At 59.6% G+C, this 16243-nt stretch carries 18 protein-coding genes; 12 read left to right on the forward strand and 6 right to left on the reverse strand.

From position 1 onward, the window contains the following. The first annotated feature begins 1 nt into the window (after position 1). Positions 2 to 388, forward strand: coding sequence for a Na+/H+ antiporter subunit G (locus tag ACR0D8_RS09525; RefSeq protein WP_475162158.1), 387 nt, complete (start codon positions 2 to 4; stop codon positions 386 to 388). A gap of 5 nt (positions 389 to 393) precedes the next feature. After that, positions 394 to 2553 carry a selenide, water dikinase SelD gene (gene selD / locus ACR0D8_RS09530; protein ID WP_480645896.1) on the forward strand — a complete coding sequence of 720 codons (2160 nt, stop codon included), beginning with the start codon at positions 394 to 396 and terminating at the stop codon, positions 2551 to 2553. Here selD and mnmH read toward each other — a convergent pair. Together mnmH and ACR0D8_RS09540 are read right to left on the reverse strand one after the other, a co-directional pair. Beyond that, the gene (gene mnmH, locus ACR0D8_RS09535; protein ID WP_480645897.1) at positions 2544 to 3596 is read right to left on the reverse strand and encodes a tRNA 2-selenouridine(34) synthase MnmH; all 1053 of its coding nucleotides are present in this window, start codon (positions 3594 to 3596) and stop codon (positions 2544 to 2546) included. The two genes, selD and mnmH, sit on opposite strands and share 10 nt — an antisense overlap. Positions 3597 to 3640: 44 nt before the next feature. After that, entirely contained in the window at positions 3641 to 4306 is a 666-nt protein-coding gene (locus ACR0D8_RS09540; RefSeq protein WP_480645898.1) for an SOS response-associated peptidase, read from the reverse strand. A 55-nt stretch (positions 4307 to 4361) separates the two neighbouring features. On the opposite strand from ACR0D8_RS09540, the gene ACR0D8_RS09545 reads away from it, so the two are divergent. After that, positions 4362 to 6014 carry a tetratricopeptide repeat-containing sulfotransferase family protein gene (locus ACR0D8_RS09545; RefSeq protein ID WP_480645899.1) on the forward strand — a complete coding sequence of 551 codons (1653 nt, stop codon included), beginning with the start codon at positions 4362 to 4364 and terminating at the stop codon, positions 6012 to 6014. A 57-nt stretch (positions 6015 to 6071) separates the two neighbouring features. Here the strand turns inward: ACR0D8_RS09545 and ACR0D8_RS09550 are convergent, their stop codons facing one another. Continuing rightward, positions 6072 to 7649, reverse strand: a complete 1578-nt coding sequence (locus ACR0D8_RS09550) for a bifunctional metallophosphatase/5'-nucleotidase (protein ID WP_480645900.1) — start codon at positions 7647 to 7649, stop codon at positions 6072 to 6074. A 107-nt stretch (positions 7650 to 7756) separates the two neighbouring features. Here ACR0D8_RS09550 and ACR0D8_RS09555 point away from each other — a divergent pair, with 107 nt between their 5' ends. From ACR0D8_RS09555 to arsC, 4 genes are read left to right on the forward strand one after another with little or no spacing between them, the layout of a single operon-like run. Then, positions 7757 to 8095 carry a DUF952 domain-containing protein gene (locus ACR0D8_RS09555; RefSeq protein ID WP_480645901.1) on the forward strand — a complete coding sequence of 113 codons (339 nt, stop codon included), beginning with the start codon at positions 7757 to 7759 and terminating at the stop codon, positions 8093 to 8095. After that, entirely contained in the window at positions 8092 to 8523 is a 432-nt protein-coding gene (locus tag ACR0D8_RS09560; RefSeq protein ID WP_480645902.1) for a DUF1330 domain-containing protein, read from the forward strand. The genes ACR0D8_RS09555 and ACR0D8_RS09560 overlap by 4 nt, the downstream gene beginning before the upstream one ends. Then, positions 8520 to 9578, forward strand: coding sequence for a quinone-dependent dihydroorotate dehydrogenase (locus ACR0D8_RS09565; protein WP_480645903.1), 1059 nt, complete (start codon positions 8520 to 8522; stop codon positions 9576 to 9578). Before ACR0D8_RS09560 ends, ACR0D8_RS09565 begins: the two co-directional genes overlap by 4 nt. Beyond that, positions 9575 to 9916, forward strand: a complete 342-nt coding sequence (gene arsC, locus ACR0D8_RS09570; RefSeq protein WP_480645904.1) for an arsenate reductase (glutaredoxin) — start codon at positions 9575 to 9577, stop codon at positions 9914 to 9916. The genes ACR0D8_RS09565 and arsC overlap by 4 nt, the downstream gene beginning before the upstream one ends. Here arsC and ACR0D8_RS09575 read toward each other — a convergent pair. From ACR0D8_RS09575 to ACR0D8_RS09585, 3 genes are read right to left on the reverse strand one after another with little or no spacing between them, the layout of a single operon-like run. Next, positions 9913 to 11229, reverse strand: coding sequence for an MATE family efflux transporter (locus ACR0D8_RS09575; RefSeq protein ID WP_480645905.1), 1317 nt, complete (start codon positions 11227 to 11229; stop codon positions 9913 to 9915). The two genes, arsC and ACR0D8_RS09575, sit on opposite strands and share 4 nt — an antisense overlap. Before the next feature lie 6 nt (positions 11230 to 11235). Then, the gene (locus ACR0D8_RS09580; protein WP_475162179.1) at positions 11236 to 11754 is read right to left on the reverse strand and encodes a PaaI family thioesterase; all 519 of its coding nucleotides are present in this window, start codon (positions 11752 to 11754) and stop codon (positions 11236 to 11238) included. Then, entirely contained in the window at positions 11754 to 12173 is a 420-nt protein-coding gene (locus ACR0D8_RS09585; protein ID WP_475162180.1) for a PaaI family thioesterase, read from the reverse strand. The genes ACR0D8_RS09580 and ACR0D8_RS09585 overlap by 1 nt, the downstream gene beginning before the upstream one ends. Before the next feature lie 113 nt (positions 12174 to 12286). Between ACR0D8_RS09585 and ACR0D8_RS09590 the strand changes: the two genes are divergently transcribed. From ACR0D8_RS09590 to ACR0D8_RS09610, 5 genes are all read left to right on the forward strand, one after another. Then, positions 12287 to 12655, forward strand: coding sequence for a MerR family transcriptional regulator (locus ACR0D8_RS09590; RefSeq protein ID WP_475162182.1), 369 nt, complete (start codon positions 12287 to 12289; stop codon positions 12653 to 12655). 299 nt (positions 12656 to 12954) lie between these two features. Further along, on the forward strand, positions 12955 to 13356 hold the full coding sequence (locus ACR0D8_RS09595; RefSeq protein WP_475162184.1) for a MerR family transcriptional regulator: 402 nt from the start codon (positions 12955 to 12957) through the stop codon (positions 13354 to 13356). Positions 13357 to 13402: 46 nt separating this feature from the next. Further along, on the forward strand, positions 13403 to 15184 hold the full coding sequence (locus ACR0D8_RS09600; RefSeq protein ID WP_480645906.1) for an acyl-CoA dehydrogenase C-terminal domain-containing protein: 1782 nt from the start codon (positions 13403 to 13405) through the stop codon (positions 15182 to 15184). A gap of 54 nt (positions 15185 to 15238) precedes the next feature. After that, entirely contained in the window at positions 15239 to 15451 is a 213-nt protein-coding gene (locus ACR0D8_RS09605) for a hypothetical protein (protein WP_475163473.1), read from the forward strand. A gap of 146 nt (positions 15452 to 15597) precedes the next feature. Beyond that, the gene (locus ACR0D8_RS09610) at positions 15598 to 16236 is read left to right on the forward strand and encodes a glutathione S-transferase family protein (protein ID WP_480645907.1); all 639 of its coding nucleotides are present in this window, start codon (positions 15598 to 15600) and stop codon (positions 16234 to 16236) included. The last annotated feature ends 7 nt before the right edge of the window (positions 16237 to 16243 follow it).

Below are 16243 nucleotides of genomic sequence, written 5' to 3' on the forward strand. Positions count from 1 at the left end.
CATGAGTTTCATCTTCGAGTTTCTGGTCGCCTTCTTTCTGATCGTCTCGGGCATATTCGGCTTTGTCGGGTCCTTTGGAATGATCAAGCTGAAAGACCCGATGTCGCGCCTGCACGCCCCGACCAAAGCCACGACACTGGGTGTTGGTGGCGTGCTGATCGCGTCAATCATCCACTCGGTTGTGATCGAAAATCACCTGTCCCTGCACGAGTTGCTGATCACCCTTTTCCTGTTCCTGACCGCACCGATCACGGCCCTGTTCATTGCCAAATGGCACATTCACCGCCATGAAAAGCCGGACGATCTGCCGGATGCGGGTGAGGACGAGCTCTGGGCCACCCACGCGGTCGAGCAGGTCGAAGACGTACCTGACCACAGCAAGACCTGAGTACCATGCACCAACCTCCGTTGCCCCTGACCCGCGATCTGGTTTTGATTGGCGGCGGCCATACGCATGCGCTGGTGCTGCGTAAATGGGGCATGAGCCCCTTGCCCGGCGCGCGTTTGACCGTGATCAACCCCGGCCCCACTGCGCCCTATTCCGGCATGCTGCCGGGCTTTGTCGCCGGGCATTACGAACGCAGGGCTCTGGACATTGATCTGGTGCGGCTGGCCCGGTTTGCGGGTGCGCGGATCATTCTCGGAACGGTCGACGGGATTGATACCGACCGGCGTGAAATCCACCTTCCCGGGCATCCGCCGGTGGCGTTCGATGTCGCCTCGGTCAATGTGGGGATCACATCCGATATGCCCTATCTGCCGGGGTTCGCCGATCATGCGGTTCCCGCAAAGCCGCTGGGCCCGTTCGCTGCCAGATGGGCAGAGTATCTTGGCGGCAGCGGGGATGCTTCGGTCGCAGTAATCGGCGGCGGCGTCGCGGGGGTTGAACTGATCATGGCGATGGCGCACGCCTTGCGCCTCAAAGGCAGACACGCGCAGATAACGTTGATCGACAATGCCTCAGCCCTGACTGCAACGGTCGACAAGGCAGCTGCAACCATTCGCAATGCGATGGCGGAGCTGGGCGTTGAAGTGATCGAAAACGTCAATATCGCGCGCATCGCCGAAGACCGCGTGATACTGGACAATGGCCGCGAGGTTCAGGCGGCGTTCATCACCGGGGCCGCGGGCGCCCGCCCTTATGACTGGATGGCGAAGATGGGCGTCGATCTGCATGACGGCTATATTCGCGTGAATTCGCACCTGCAATCCAGCGATCCGGCCATCTTCGCCGCTGGTGATTGCGCCCATCTGTCGGAAAACCCAAGACCCAAGGCCGGTGTTTACGCCGTTCGCGAAGCCCCGGTTCTGTTCGACAACCTGCGGGCAGCCTTGGGCGCGGGTCGGATGCGGCGGTACAAACCGCAGACGGACTACCTGAAACTGATTTCGCTGGGCCGCAAATCTGCGCTGGCTGAACGGTTCGGCACGGCGATCAGCGGTCCGTTGATGTGGAAATGGAAAAACCACATTGATCAGGCATTCATGAACAAATTCCGGGAGCTGCCGCAGATGACCCGCCCGGCCCTGCCCCGCTTGTATGCGGACGGGCTGGAACAGGCGCTGGGGAAAAAGCCCATGTGCGGCGGCTGCGGCGCCAAGGTCGGGCGCGGTGCGCTGCGAACCGCGCTTGACACCCTGCCAGCGCCGGATCGCACTGACATCGTGGTCTTGCCGCAGGACGATGCCGCCCTTCTGATCACAGGCGCGGTTCGTCAGGTGATGACCTCGGACCATCTGCGCAGCTTCACCAATGATCCCGTTTTGATGACGCGCATCGCGGCCGTTCACGCATTGGGCGATATCTGGGCCATGGGGGCGAGCCCGCAGGCCGCAACCGCGACGATCATCCTGCCGCGTATGTCACCCGAGCTACAGCGCCGTACGATGTCTGAGATTATGGCAACCGCCAGCGACGTCATACGAACCGCGGGCGCCGAGATCGTCGGCGGCCACAGCTCAATGGGTGATGAGATGACCATCGGCTTTACCCTGACCGGCATATGCGAAAGGGAACCGATCACCCTCTCCGGCGCCCGACCCGGAGACGCGCTGATCCTGACCAAACCGATCGGCAGCGGTATTCTGATGGCGGCAGAAATGGCCGGCCAAGCTGATGGCGGATGGGTTGCCGATACTTTTCGGCAGATGGTGCAGCCACAGGGCGGCGCGTCGCGCGTTCTGGCCGACGCCCACGCGATGACCGACGTGACCGGGTTTGGTCTGGCCGGACATCTTGCGGGAATGTGCGAAGCGTCGGAATGCGGGGCCACACTCCAGCTCGACGCGATCCCGCTGATGGCCGGGGCATTGGATCTGAGCGCAAGCGGCGTCCGTTCGACGATTTTTGACGACAACCGCACAATCGCGCCCGAATTGCCCACCGGAGACAAGACCGATCTGCTGTTCGATCCGCAGACTGCCGGAGGTCTGCTGGCAGCCGTCGCTGCCGACCAGGCGCAGAGGGTTTGCGAAGATTTGCAGCACGCGGGTTATCCGGCGGTCATCATAGGTTCGATCACCAACACACCCGGAATACGCATTCAAAGCTGAGCCAGAATGCGTTCGATCCGTGCCGCTGTGTCGCTCAGACCCGCCGCGTCGAGCGCCGGAGCATCAACCCGGGCCAGGATATCCGCGGCCCGGTTACGGCTGGATTTGTCATAGGCCGGGTCATAATGCTGGTCCATCAATGCCCGTGTCAGCGCCTGCTTGTTCCCAGCTTCGAGCAGGGCAAGCCAGCCATCCACCACCTCATGCCCCCGGTGAAATCGCAGCGGAGACAAGCGGTCGTGCATACGCTCGACATCGGACAGGATGTCGTCATAGGCGCTGACCAGATAGGCCGTCCGCGCCCCGATCGGTGCATTGATCTGAATGCGCGGCGCGGCGCGCAGCGCGGTCCAGAGCGACGGCGGCAGGATCAACGAGCCGATCTTGGACGATTCCGCCTCGACCACCACCGGGCGCGCCGTGTCCAGACCGCAGAGCGCAGCCGCCAGCGCGGATTCAAAGGCTTTCTGACCGGGTTGTCCGCCCGGCATCTCGCCCAGCAGGGACCCGCGATGGTTGGCGATGCCTTCAAGGTCCAGCACCTGCACGCCCCGCGCATTCAGATGCGCCAGCAGATCCGTTTTGGCCGTCCCTGTATACCCATCCAGCGCGATCAGCCGGTGCGGCAGAGGATCGTCATACAGGTAACGGTTCACCAGCCGGCGATAGGTGCGGTATCCACCTTCGACTACCTCAGCCCGCCAGCCGATTTGTTGCAGCATCCACGTAAATGACCCCGACCGCTGTCCGCCGCGCCAACAATATACCAATGGCTTCCAGCTGCCTTCGTGGTGCGATAGGCTGCGCTCGATGTGATAGGCGACGTTCCGAAACACCAGCGCGGCCCCGAGTTTGCGCGCCAGAAATGGGCTTTGCTGAACATAGATCGTGCCCACGCGCGCGCGTTCTTCATTGTCCAGAACCGGCAGGTTGATGGCGCCGGGCAAGTGGTCCTCGGCGAATTCAGCGGGGCTGCGCACGTCGATCACCGTATCGAAATCATGCGCATAAAGGCCGGGCAGGTCAGTGAATTTCAAAGCCATGCCAGCGGTCTATCTTGCGCGGTTCGGAAAGAAAAGGCACGCCGTCAGGTTGGCGCGGGTTCGATCAGCTGCGGCCCGCTGGCCCGGTTCGAATTCACGGCCGGATCAACGCGGAAAAAGTCCAGAACCTCTTCGGCACACGGCCGCATCAGACGCGCGGCACCTCTTCCCGCCTCACCCAGCCAGAGCGGCCAGTCTTCGGGTTCGAGGATCAAGGGCATTCGGTGGTGGACGGCGCTGAGACGGTTGTTGGCGGCTGTTGTCACAATGGCGCAGGTCCCCTGCCGTGCGTCGTCCTTCCCCCAGTCCTGCCAGACCCCGGCAAAGGCTATTGGCGCGCCATCCTTGCGATGGATATACCAGGGCAGCCGAGTGCCCTGTTCCGTCTTGGTCCATTCAAAGAAACCGGTGGCGACAATCAGGCACCGCCGTTCGCGACAGGCGGCGCGGAACGCAGGCTTGTCCGCCAGCGTTTCGGCCCGCGCATTGATCAGCAGCGGTCCGGCCGTTTCGGATTTGTACCAATGGGGCAAGAACCCCCAACGCAGCGGGTCCAGCCTGCGCCCGCCCTCTCCCGCGCGCACTGCATGGACCTGATTGGTCGGACAGACATTGAAGTTTGGAACCGAAGGCAAAGTATTCGCGGGTCGTGCCGAAAACAGCTGCGCCATGGCGTCATTGGGAAGAGTTATTGCAAACCGTCCACACATGGGTAATGAACCATCACTAATCGTTTCTTACAGGCACAGGGTCTTACGAGGTCACATGCAGAATCAATCAGCGAAAACCCTCAAAGGCAAGGCGGTGGCTGCTCTGGATGCGGGCAAGCTGCAGCAGGCGCTGAAAAAGGCACAGATTGGCATCAAGAAATTCCCCGGGGACTCGGATTTCCACGCCATTTCGGGGTTCGTCCTGACCGAAATGAAACAGTACAAGAAATCCATCCCGCATTTTGTCGAAGCTTCGCGGATGAAACCGGACGATCCGCAATTCGTGGAAAATCTTGCGAACGCGCTGATGCAGACGGGGCAGATTGCCAAGGCGCTGGAATTCGCTGAACACAGCCTGGAAAAATTTCCCAATAACAAAGAATTAACGCGCGTAATTGACGAGATTCAGCAAAAAGGCGGCAATTGGCGCACAATAATCGAGTACACGACGCGGAAGCTGGCTAATGATCCTGACAATGTCGATCTGCTCTTGGCCAGAGCGCGGGCTTTTGGCCGGATAGCCTTTACTGACGAAAGCAGCCAAGACCTGTCACGAGCATATGAGTTAGCCCCACGGAACCAAAAGGCAGCGTATCAAAAGGCAATTGATCTTCACCAAAGCGGAGACAAAAATGGGTCGGAATTGATACTTAGGGAAATTATTGCCGAAAACCCGGGTCACTTGGCTACATTGTTTCAACTGTCAACTATCGCAACCAAAGAAAACGCGTCTGACTTGATGGTTGCAGTTGAGGCAGTAGCAGAGGCCAATGAATCTGAACATTCTGAATTGGAATTCGCCAAAGCTGAACTGATTTCCAGACAAAATGGCCTTGGCGCGGCTTTGCCGCAATACGCGCGGGCGAACGCAGTTCAGCATGACGCAAATCCTTACGATTTTGCAGCGGAAGAGGAAAAGCAACGGAAAATCACCGGCCTGTTCCCAATCGATCCATATCCCCCTAAAGCCGACATAAGCGAAACACCGGTTCCGGTTTTTGTTTTGGGTCAACCACGCTCTGGCACGACTTTGATGGAAATGATGCTGAGTTCTGCACCTAACATTGCGGGATGCGGTGAGTTGACACTTGGTGGGGATCTTTCCCATGAATTCACAAAAGGGCGCAAAAAATTTGGCGTGAAGGAAGCCACCGCATTCGCACAGGAATTCCGCAAGTTGATGCCTCCGATCCCCGAAGGCTCTGTCGCCTTCGTCGACAAGATGCCGCATAATTATCAGCGCGTGGGCTTCCTGCTGTCGGCATTCCCCAATGCCAAGGTTATCAACATGCTGCGCGACCCTAGGGATGTCGGGTTGTCTAAATGGATCAGACGCTTCCCTGCGGGTGGGATGCGCTATGCGTCGAACCTCAAGGCAATTGCCCACTCGGCGAATATGTACCGCCGCTATATGGCCCATTGGGATGCCGTGTTCGGCGACAAGATCCTGACGATCCCCTACGAAGATCTGGTCGCTGACCCCAAAACCTATAGCCAGAAGGTGGCGGCGTTCTGCGACATCGGGTGGAGCGAGACCATGATGCACCCCGAGAAAAACACCAAGCAGGTCAGAACTGCCAGTATCGATCAGGTGCGAAAGAAAATCTCAACCAAGTCCATCGGCGGGTGGCAGAGCGTGTCCGGACATATTCAGCCCATGCTGGAAGGGTTCGACCCGGAGCTTTGGCCGGAATATGATCTGGGCTAATTGACCCCATTAAAAAGGCCGCATCACCCGACGCGGCCTTTCCTTTTCAGTACAGAATTACTTCTGCTTGATACGGCCGTCCAGGTACGGCTGGTACGGTGCGTTTGCCGCAAGATACTCCGCCGTCACGTCGGCCAGATCCGGGCCGAAATCATAGGCGTTCTTGTCGTCTCCTTCGAACATGCTGTACCCGTCGCCGCCGTTGCGGACGTAATTGTTCGTGACAACAAGGTACGTGGCCGCGGGATCAATCGGAGCAAAGCCGTCGCCGTCCGCAACCATGACCTCGGACACGCGCCCTTCATTCGGTGCGACTGCGGGGTCCCAGGTAAAGGTCAGGCCGGCGACCTGCGGAAAGCGCCCTTTGACCTCTTCCACCTGACTGACACCGTTTTCCAGCGCGTCGATGACGCCCTGTCCGCTGATCTCGAAGGTGGACAGGGTGTTCTGGAACGGCAGAACCGTCAGCACCTCACCCATCGTCACGTCGCCCGGATCGATCGAAGCCCGCAAGCCACCCGAGTTTGCAATGGCGATTTTGACGCCCTGATCCGCAACCCGCGCCAGCATTGCGTCGGCCACCAGATTGCCCATCTCACATTCCTGCACACGACAGATCGAGCGGTCGCCTTCAATGGCACCGGCCGCGTTTGCGACGACCTTGTTACGGATCTCGTCCAGAGGAACCGCCAGTTCCGCGATGCGGTCCAGTGCAGCCTGATCTTCGGTCACCGTATTGTCCATGATCAGCGGTTCGCCCGCTGCCGAGACCACGTTGCCATCGTCGTCAAAGGTCACGTTCAGTTCACCCAGGAACTTGCCATAGGCATACGCCTGAACGATCTGAACGCCGTTGACCACGGTCGGGTAAGGTCCCGCCGCCTTGTCCGACACGTTGGACAGATAGGTATTCGAATGGCCGCCGACGATGACATCCACGCCGGTGGTTTCCTGCGCAACGCGCTGATCGACGCCATAGCCGGAATGGCTGAGCACGATGATCTTGTTCACACCTTCGCCCGTCAGCCTGTCAACCTCGGCCTGAACCGCCGGAACCGGATCCGAGAAAGTGATGTTCGGCCCGGGCGAGGCCAGTTCATGCGTATCTTCCGGGGTCAGCCCGATCAGGCCGATCTTTTCGCCGCCCACCTCGATAACTGTCGATTTCTTGATCTTGTCGGTCAGCAATTCTTCGTCGGCGATATTGGCATTCGACATCAGAACAGGGAAATCCACGGAATCAATAAAACCACGCAGTACCTCGGGGCCATCGTCGAATTCGTGGTTTCCGACGGTCATTGCGTCATAGCCCAGCTTGTTCATGAACTCAGCCGCGACTTTGCCTTTGTAATAGGTATAGAACAGCGAGCCCTGGAACTGGTCGCCGCCATCCACGAGGATCGAGTTTTCGGCACGGCCGCGCGCCTCGTTCACGGCTGTGACCAGACGGGCCGATCCGCCGAAACACTTGCCTTCGGCGTTGTCCTCGGCGTTGCAACCGCTGTCGTATTTGTTGATCGGCTCAAAACGCGCGTGGAAATCGTTGGTGTGCAGAATGGTCAGCTTGTACTCGGCTGCTGCCATCCCGGCAGTTAGGCCAAGAACGGCCGCAGAAGCCAGTAAACGGGTGAACATAATTAAACTCCCTTTGTTATTTTGCGCGATGTTGCGCCGTAGAATGCCGAGAGTCAAAGGGGGAAATCCGTCTTGATTCCGCCGGTCGCGCAGGGCATCACGGCCTTATGCTGATTTACAAGATTTTCCGGGCCGAGGAGTGGGCCACGTTGCAAGCCCTGGGCGCGTCGGACGGGGCACCCATTGACGTGGCGGACGGCTATGTTCATTTCTCGACGGCGGCCCAAGCTGCTGAAACCGCGGCCAAACATTTTGCGGGCATCGACGGGCTGACCCTGTTGGCCTGTGATGCGGACGCCATGGGCAACGACCTGAAATGGGAAATTTCGCGCGGAGGCGCAAAATTTCCGCATCTCTATCGCCAGATCCGCATGGCTGATGTGGTGTGGTCGCGCCCTTTGCCCTTTGACGGCGAAGCGCACCAATTCCCCAAGGAGATGGAATGACCACCTTCATCGACCCGGATCGCACGCAGTTCGAGGCGTTCAAGGCGCTGGACCGCGACCATCCGATCGAAATGCTGAATTTGGTGCGATTCCGCGCTTCGGCCGCCTATCCCGCCGGGCACGAACTGGCCGGTGCGGGACTGACAGGCGCGCAGGCTTATCGCAAATATGGAACCCAGACCGCGCCGATCATCGCCCGAATTGGTGCGTCCATTCTATGGCGCGGCGCGTTTCAGGCCACGCTGATCGGTCCGCAGGACGAAATATGGGACGCGGTCTTCATCGCCCGCTATCCAACCGCACATGCGTTTCTTGAGATGGTCACGGACCCTGAATACCAACAAGCGGTCGTGCACCGTCAGGCCGCGGTGGAAACCTCACGCCTGATCCGATGCGCCCCGGCTGAGGGCAGTGAGGCGTTCGGATGAAACTGACGGAAAAACTGGGGTTGGCCGTCCTGCACCGGATGGACCCGGAAACCGCCCATGGCATGTCGATCAAGGCATTGAAAGCCGGGCTGACCTCGGCACCGGGGCCGGTTACGTCACCCAGGCTGCGGACCCGCCTTGCGGGCATTGACCTGCCAAACCCGGTGGGGCTGGCCGCAGGCTTTGACAAGAACGCCGAAGTCCTGACCCCACTGTCGCGCGCCGGTTTCGGCTTTATCGAAGTCGGTGCCGTCACGCCGCGCCCGCAGCCCGGCAATCCCAAGCCCCGGCTGTTTCGCCTGACCGAAGATCGGGCGGCAATCAATCGCTTTGGCTTCAACAACGAAGGTATGGAGGTCATGGCCCGGCGTCTGGAGAACCGCCCGAAGAACGCGGTGATCGGCCTGAACCTTGGCGCCAACAAGGACAGCGACGATCGCCCCGGTGATTTCGCCAAAGTGCTGGCGCATTGCGCCGCGCATCTGGATTTCGCGACCGTCAATGTCTCGTCCCCCAATACCGAAAAACTGCGGGAATTGCAGGGCAAGGCCGCCCTTGGTGCGCTGCTGTCCGGCGTGATCGAAACCCGGGACGCGTTGCCGCGTCACCTGCCCGTTTTCCTGAAAATCGCCCCCGACCTGACCGAAGCTGAGGTGCAGGATATTGCCGACGTGGCCGCCGAAACCGACGTGGATGCGGTGATTGCCACCAACACCACCCTGTCCCGCGAAGGTTTGCGCAGCCCTCAAAAGGACGAAACCGGCGGCTTGTCAGGCGCGCCTCTGTTCGAAAAATCGACACGCGTTCTGGCCCGCCTCAGCCAGTTGACTGACGGGAAGATGCCCCTGATCGGCGTTGGCGGTGTCAGCACCGCCCAGCAAGCCTATTCCAAGATCTGCGCCGGGGCATCCGCAGTGCAGCTTTACACCGCAATGGTCTACGGTGGAATATCTCTGGCGGCAGAGATAGCGCGCGGGCTGGACGAGTTGCTGGTGCGAGACGGATTTAACTCAGTCGCGCAAGCCGTTGGAAGTAAACGAGGGGAGTGGCTGTGATCGAATATTGGCACAACCCACGTTGTTCGAAATCCCGCGCCGGGCTGGCACTGCTTGAAGACAGCTGTGCGCAGGTCAGAATACGCAAATATCTGGAAGATGCGCCCTCGGCCGATGAATTGCGTGCGGTGCGTGACAAGCTGGGCCTCAAGACCATCGAGATGATGCGCACCGGCGAAAAAGTGTTCAGGGAACTGGGTCTGACCAAAACCATGCCCGAGGAGGATCTGATCCGCGCCATGGCCGGGAATCCGATCCTGATCGAACGCCCGCTGGCGATTGCCGGTGACAAGGCTGCCATCGGGCGCCCGCCGGAAAACCTGCTGATGCTGCTTTAGGCGATCTGAGCCTCAAGCCTCGGGTATCGCCACCCCAACGTGACGCCACGCGCGATGTTCAGCACCATCAGCGCAGCCCACAATCCGTGATTTCCCAGCGTCGGTACCAGAATGAAAAGCGCCACCACGTAAATCGCAACCGACTGGATCATCGCGCTGCGCATCGCGCGCGTCCAGGTCGCGCCGATGTAGATTCCGTCGAACATCCAGCTTGCCACGCCAATCGCCGGGGCCAGCGCCGCCCAGATCAGGTATTCTCGTGCGGCGATCCGCACTTCGGGCGAGGTGGACATCAGGTCGATCAAGGCCGGACCGGCCAGATAGAACACGATCCCCAGTGCAAAAGCTCCGCCCACGCCCCATTGGGACGCCATGATGGACGCGCGCCGAACCTGATGCCGATCCCGTGCGCCCACGGCGCTGCCCACCAGCGCTTCGGCAGAAAAGGCGAACCCGTCCAGGGCGAACGCGGTGATTTCAAGGAATTGCAGCAACACCTGATTGGCGGCAAGGTTCACATCGCCCAGATCCGAGCCGACAAAAAGAAACGTTGTGAACGCCCCGGTCAGCAGGACCGAGCGGATCATGATATCCCCGTTCACCTGCATCATCCGTCGCAACCGGGCCGCATCGAATATCCGGGGCCAGTCGCGCCACTGATTGCCGCCAAACGCGGCCCGGCACAGCCACAGGCCCAGCGCCAGCCCGGTCCATTCGGCAATCAGCGTGGCGATGGCAACGCCTTCCACCCCCCAGCCGAGGCCGAGCACGAACCACAGGTCCAACACGATGTTCAGCCCATTCATCCAGACCTGCAGCACAAACACGCCACGCGTCCGTTCAACCGCGATCAGCCAGCCCGTCACCGCATAAAGCGCGATCGTCGCAGGAGCCCCCCAGATACGGATTTGCAGGTAATCCCGCGTCAGCGCCTCGACCTCGGGGCTGGCGGGCGACAGCGCAAAGGCCCCCAAGAACAGCCAGACCTGAGTCAGGATAAAGAGCAGGCCCGCCGCACCGCCCAGCAGAACGCCGCGCATCAGCAACGCGCCGGTTTCCGCCGTGTCCCCGGCCCCGCGCGCCTGCGCCGCAAGGCCGGTGGTTCCCATGCGCAGAAAGCCGAAAATCCAATAGATCGTCGCCAGAATGACGGCGCCCATACCCACAGCCCCAATCGGGGCGGCCTGCCCCATCTGTCCGACCACACCTGTATCGACGGCCCCCAGAATTGGGACCGTGGCGTTGGACAGCACGATCGGCACCGCAATCTTCAACACCCGTTTATGCGTAAGGGGTGCCGTGGCCTGCTGCATGGCGGCTTACTTCTGTTCAGGCTTGGGTTGCGGCATCAGGAAATGGCCGGTTGCCTGCGCGTAGGGACGCAAATGATGATCCTGCCACGCTTCGACACGCACCGAGGCATAGCGACGTCCCGACCGGCTTATGAAGGCCCGGGCATAGGCGTCACGGGGCAGACCGGACCGCAGATAATCGACTGTAAAGTCGACGGTTTTCGGGAATCGGATCGATTCATCGCCGGCGATCGTATCAGCATCGATCTCACCGCTTTCGATACCGGGAAAGAAGTATTCCCAACTTAGCGTGATGACGGCCGTGACTTCCAGAAAGGCAGCCGTCACGCCACCGTGCAGCGCAGGCAGCAGCGGGTTTCCGATCAGCTTTTCGTCGAAGTTCAATACGCCGGTCAGCTCGTCACCGCGCCGGTCGAAACCGATGTTGAGAAACCGGATATACGGCACGCCTTCGACGATGGCCTTCAGGGCCGCATCGCGGCGTTGTTTAACCACCTGCATGGGTTCGGGACGGGGACGCGCCATTACAGACCCTCCACCGTGAAGGACCCCGATGCCGTTGCGACCGGCAGATCCTGATCCTCGTCCATCGCGGTGGCGCGGACAAAGGCGACGTTGCGGGTGATGTGATAGCAGGTTGCGTGGGTCGTGATGCTCTGACCCGGGGTGGCTGCGCGCATATAATCGATTCTCAGATCTATCGTGGCGGTTCCGCCGGGGGCGGACGGGTGGCTCATGACTGCGGCGCCGCAGCAGGTGTCCAGCACGGCAAAAACCGCCCCGCCATGAATCACCCCGGTTCTGGGATCGCCAACCAGATCCTTGCTGTAAGGCATGGTGATTCCTGCCTCTCCATTGCCGATTGCCGTCAGTTTCATACCAAGCGCCCGGGCATGCGGAATCGCTTCGATGAACTGGCGCGCAATAGATGCTTTGTCGACCATGTGCCTGTGTCCCTTCAATTTATCCCTTTATGAGCCTGTGGCCCGCAAAAGAGCAAGCCCACCTGTTGCGCTTGCCAAAGACAAGCCATAGGCTGTTTCAGAGGAGAACAGGAATGTCCGACAATCGTTTGTCATTCAAAGAGATGTGCGCCGAGTTCGACGTGACTCCACGCACCCTGCGCTACTATGAATACATCGAATTGCTGCAACCTGACCGGGAAGGCCGGTCGCGGTTTTACGGCCCACGCGAGTGTGCGCGGATGACCCTGATCATGCGCGGCCGCAAATACGGATTCCCCCTTGAGGACATCCGGCAGTGGCTGCTGATCTACGAAGATCAGGGCAATCAGGCCCAGATGGCCGCCTTTGTCGAACTGGCCGATCAGCAGATGATCGAGTTGCACAAGCAAAGGCAGCAACTGGACGAAGCGATCGAAGCGCTACAGAAAATGCGCGACCAGACCGCCAAGTCCCTGACCTGATTCACAGGCAGGACCAGTAACCAGTTTTCTGTTCGTTCAGCGCCGTTGATGCGTATCGGTGTTCTGTCCTTGGCCGCTACGCTGCGGAACGACAAGCGCATTTCCCGGGGCGCGCGGCCAAAGTTCCGTTGCGTTACGCCCGAAAATGTCAGCAGGCGGCACCTTGACGCGAGCGGATGTTACGTCAACTTATTTGTGACGTAGCGTTTGCATTACGTGAACGTCATCTCCGTGTTGTAACGTGCGCATCGACTGCGCAACTGACTTATCTAGACGCCAGTGACGAGAGTGCTGAAACCATGACCGAAGACCTGATGACCATACGTGAAATGTGCGAGACATATGATGTCACGCCACGCACATTGCGGTTTTACGAGGCAAAGGAACTTTTGTTTCCGATCCGCGAGGGACAAAAGCGTTTGTTCACCAAACGCGACCGAGCGCGGTTGAAACTGATCCTGCGCGGCAAGCGTTTCGGGTTCAGCCTGGAAGAGATTCGGCAATTGCTGGATCTGTACCACGTCGGCGACCAGCAAATGACGCAGATGACCCGCACGTTTGAAATCGCGCGGGAACGTCTGGCTGATATGGAAGCCCGGCGCGAGGAACTGACTCAGGCGATTGACGACTTGCAGGAACAGTTGCGCTGGGGCGAGAAAGTCATCGCCTCGATGAAACACGAGAAAAAGGCCGCCGAATAACCCTGGCGGCTCAATCCCCGGACATCTGAATTTAAGGGAGCTTCAAATGCCCGTTTACAACGCGCCTACCAAAGACATGCAGTTCATTCTGCACGAAGTACTCAACGTTTCGGGGTCTGATATCCCCGGTTACGATGAGTTGGAGGCTGAATTCACCGGCGCTGTTCTGGAAGAGGCAGGCAAGATTTCAACCAACGTTCTGCATCCGTTGAACGTGGTCGGCGACACCGAAGGCTGCCGTCTGGAAAACGGCGTTGTCTATACGCCCACAGGCTTCAAGGACGCCTTCGAGCAGGTCAAGGAAGGCGGCTGGACAGGTCTGGACATGCCCGAGGAATTCGGCGGCCAGAACATGCCCTATGTCATGGGCACCGCAGTTGGCGAGATGTTCTCGGCTTCGAACCAGGCGTTCACCATGTATCAGGGCCTGACTCATGGCGCGGCTTCGGCCATTCTGGCGCATGGCACCGACGAGCAGAAAAACAAGTACCTGCCGAACATGGTAAGCTGCGAATGGACCGGCACCATGAACCTGACCGAACCGCATTGCGGCACCGATCTGGGCCTGATGCGTACCAAGGCAGAACCGCAGGATGACGGCAGCTATAAGATTTCGGGGCAGAAGATCTTTATCTCGTCCGGCGATCACGACATGGCCGACAACATCATCCACCTTGTGCTGGCGAAAATCCCCGGTGGCCCCGAGGGCATCAAGGGCGTTTCGCTGTTCATCGTACCCAAGTTCATCGTCAAGGACGACGGTTCGCTGGGCGAGCGCAACGGCGTCTCGGTCGGCAAGATCGAAGAGAAAATGGGCATCCACGGCAACTCGACCTGCGTCATGAACTATGACGAGGCGACCGGCTGGCTGCTGGGCGATCTGCACAAGGGCATGCGCGCCATGTTCACCATGATGAACGAAGCGCGGCTGGGTGTGGGTATGCAGGGTCTGGCGCAGGCCGAGGCCGCCTATCAGAATGCGGTGGAATACGCCAAGGATCGCTTGCAGGGCCGCGACGTGACCGGCGCGAAGAACCCCGAAGGTCCTGCCGATCCGCTGATCGTGCACCCGGACATCCGCCGGAACCTGATGGATCAGAAAAGCTTTACCGAAGGCGCGCGTGCGTTCATCCTGTGGGGCGCGACCATGATCGACAAGGCGCACCGTTCGGATGACAAGGATGCGGACGGGCTGATCTCGTTGCTGACGCCGGTGATCAAAGGCTTCCTGACCGACGAAGGCTATGACATGACCGTTCAGGCGCAGCAGGTCTATGGCGGCCACGGCTACATCGAGGAATGGGGCATGTCGCAATATACCCGCGACGCCCGTATCGCGATGATCTACGAAGGCGCAAACGGCGTTCAGGCGCTGGACCTTGTGGGCCGGAAACTGGCGCAGGATGGCGGCAAGCACGTCATGGCCTTCTTCGACATGGTCAAAACCTTCTGCAAGGAAAACGCAGGCCAGAACGAAGCCTATGACAAGGCTTTCATCGAGCCGCTGAAAGCAGCGTCCAAGGATCTGCAGGCCGCGGGCATGTACTTCATGCAGGAAGGCATGAAGAACCCGAACAACGCCCTGTCCGGTTCCTATGACTTCATGCACATGTTCGGCCATGTCTGCCTGGGCCTGGTGTGGGCGCAGATGGCCAAGGCCGCGTATGCCGCGCTGGATGGCGGGACGTCGGACAAGGCGTTCTACGAAACCAAGATCGACACCGGCCGTTTCTATATGGCCCGCCGCCTGCCTGCCACCGCAATGCACCTGGCGCGCATTCAAACCGGCGCTGACACGGTGATGGCACTGGAGGCCGCGAACTTCTGATTGAAAACCGGTTCCGGGGCACCGCCCCGGAACCTCTTCTTCCAAGGACACGACATGCCGAAACGCTTTCGCCTGACCCGCCGCTTTCCGGTCGCCATGACCGAGGATGGTTATCGCAAGCTGAAAGGTTTTGCCCGTGAATCCGGTCTGGATGAAGGCGAAGCACTGTCTTTTCTGTTCGAAAACTTCAACAGCGTCATTGATGAGGAGAATTTGACCCACCGTTTGCGCATCTTCAATTCCGAGCTCGAGTCGCGAAAGCGCTGACAGACCGCGCGACGCCATCAGCGTATGCGTGTTTCCAGCAAGACGAACCCAGAACACGGAGGCAGCCAAACTTGGCCAACCCGGTTCGCCTTTCTTGAGATACGCGGTTTCCAACCTGCACCATGCGCCTTGGGAGGGGCGATTGCATGACCATCAAACTTCACTGCTTCGGAGAAAGTGGCAACGCCTACAAAGCAGCACTGGCGCTTGAGATGTCGGGGCTGGAGTGGGAGCCGGTTTTTGTAGATTTCTTCGGCGGCGTGACGCGAACCCCGGAATACCGCGCCGACGTCAATGAGATGGGCGAGGTCCCGGTTTTGGTGGATGGCGACTTCCACACCAGCCAGTCCGGCGCCATTCAGGCCTATGTCACGGAAAAGACAGGCAAGTTCGGCGGCAAGACCCGCGATGAGAACTATGACATTTTTCGATGGGTGCTGTGGGACAATCACAAGCTCAGTTCGATGGCCGGGCTGACCCGTTTTCTGATTAACTTCCTTCCGGAACAGCATCGCAACCCGGACGTGATCGCCTTTAACCAGGGTCGTCTGAAAGCGGCCTATCAGGTTCTGAACACCCATCTGGACGGCCGCGACTGGATAGTTGGCGACGGAGTGACCAACGCCGATCTCAGCTGCTGCGGTTACCTCTACTATCCCGAACCGTTCGGCTTTGACCGCGCCGACTGGTCCCATATCGACGCCTGGCTGACCCGCCTCAGCGAGCAGCCCGGCTGGAAACACCCCTATGACCTGATGCCCGGCAAATTGTCGGATCGAGCTTAAGGAGAGC

The organism is Ruegeria sp. BG10 (assembly GCF_056538575.1).

What these genes read in the sequence shown, in the direction of transcription:
- ACR0D8_RS09525 (WP_475162158.1), top strand. Translation starts at nt 2, where the DNA reads ATGAGTTTCATCTTCGAGTTTCTGGTCGCCTTCTTTCTGATCGTCTCG.
- selD (WP_480645896.1), top strand. Translation starts at nt 394, where the DNA reads ATGCACCAACCTCCGTTGCCCCTGACCCGCGATCTGGTTTTGATTGGC.
- mnmH (WP_480645897.1), bottom strand. Translation starts at nt 3,596, where the DNA reads ATGGCTTTGAAATTCACTGACCTGCCCGGCCTTTATGCGCATGATTTC.
- ACR0D8_RS09540 (WP_480645898.1), bottom strand. Translation starts at nt 4,306, where the DNA reads ATGTGTGGACGGTTTGCAATAACTCTTCCCAATGACGCCATGGCGCAG.
- ACR0D8_RS09545 (WP_480645899.1), top strand. Translation starts at nt 4,362, where the DNA reads ATGCAGAATCAATCAGCGAAAACCCTCAAAGGCAAGGCGGTGGCTGCT.
- ACR0D8_RS09550 (WP_480645900.1), bottom strand. Translation starts at nt 7,649, where the DNA reads ATGTTCACCCGTTTACTGGCTTCTGCGGCCGTTCTTGGCCTAACTGCC.
- ACR0D8_RS09555 (WP_480645901.1), top strand. Translation starts at nt 7,757, where the DNA reads ATGCTGATTTACAAGATTTTCCGGGCCGAGGAGTGGGCCACGTTGCAA.
- ACR0D8_RS09560 (WP_480645902.1), top strand. Translation starts at nt 8,092, where the DNA reads ATGACCACCTTCATCGACCCGGATCGCACGCAGTTCGAGGCGTTCAAG.
- ACR0D8_RS09565 (WP_480645903.1), top strand. Translation starts at nt 8,520, where the DNA reads ATGAAACTGACGGAAAAACTGGGGTTGGCCGTCCTGCACCGGATGGAC.
- ACR0D8_RS09575 (WP_480645905.1), bottom strand. Translation starts at nt 11,229, where the DNA reads ATGCAGCAGGCCACGGCACCCCTTACGCATAAACGGGTGTTGAAGATT.
- ACR0D8_RS09580 (WP_475162179.1), bottom strand. Translation starts at nt 11,754, where the DNA reads ATGGCGCGTCCCCGTCCCGAACCCATGCAGGTGGTTAAACAACGCCGC.
- ACR0D8_RS09585 (WP_475162180.1), bottom strand. Translation starts at nt 12,173, where the DNA reads ATGGTCGACAAAGCATCTATTGCGCGCCAGTTCATCGAAGCGATTCCG.
- ACR0D8_RS09590 (WP_475162182.1), top strand. Translation starts at nt 12,287, where the DNA reads ATGTCCGACAATCGTTTGTCATTCAAAGAGATGTGCGCCGAGTTCGAC.
- ACR0D8_RS09595 (WP_475162184.1), top strand. Translation starts at nt 12,955, where the DNA reads ATGACCGAAGACCTGATGACCATACGTGAAATGTGCGAGACATATGAT.
- ACR0D8_RS09600 (WP_480645906.1), top strand. Translation starts at nt 13,403, where the DNA reads ATGCCCGTTTACAACGCGCCTACCAAAGACATGCAGTTCATTCTGCAC.
- ACR0D8_RS09605 (WP_475163473.1), top strand. Translation starts at nt 15,239, where the DNA reads ATGCCGAAACGCTTTCGCCTGACCCGCCGCTTTCCGGTCGCCATGACC.
- ACR0D8_RS09610 (WP_480645907.1), top strand. Translation starts at nt 15,598, where the DNA reads ATGACCATCAAACTTCACTGCTTCGGAGAAAGTGGCAACGCCTACAAA.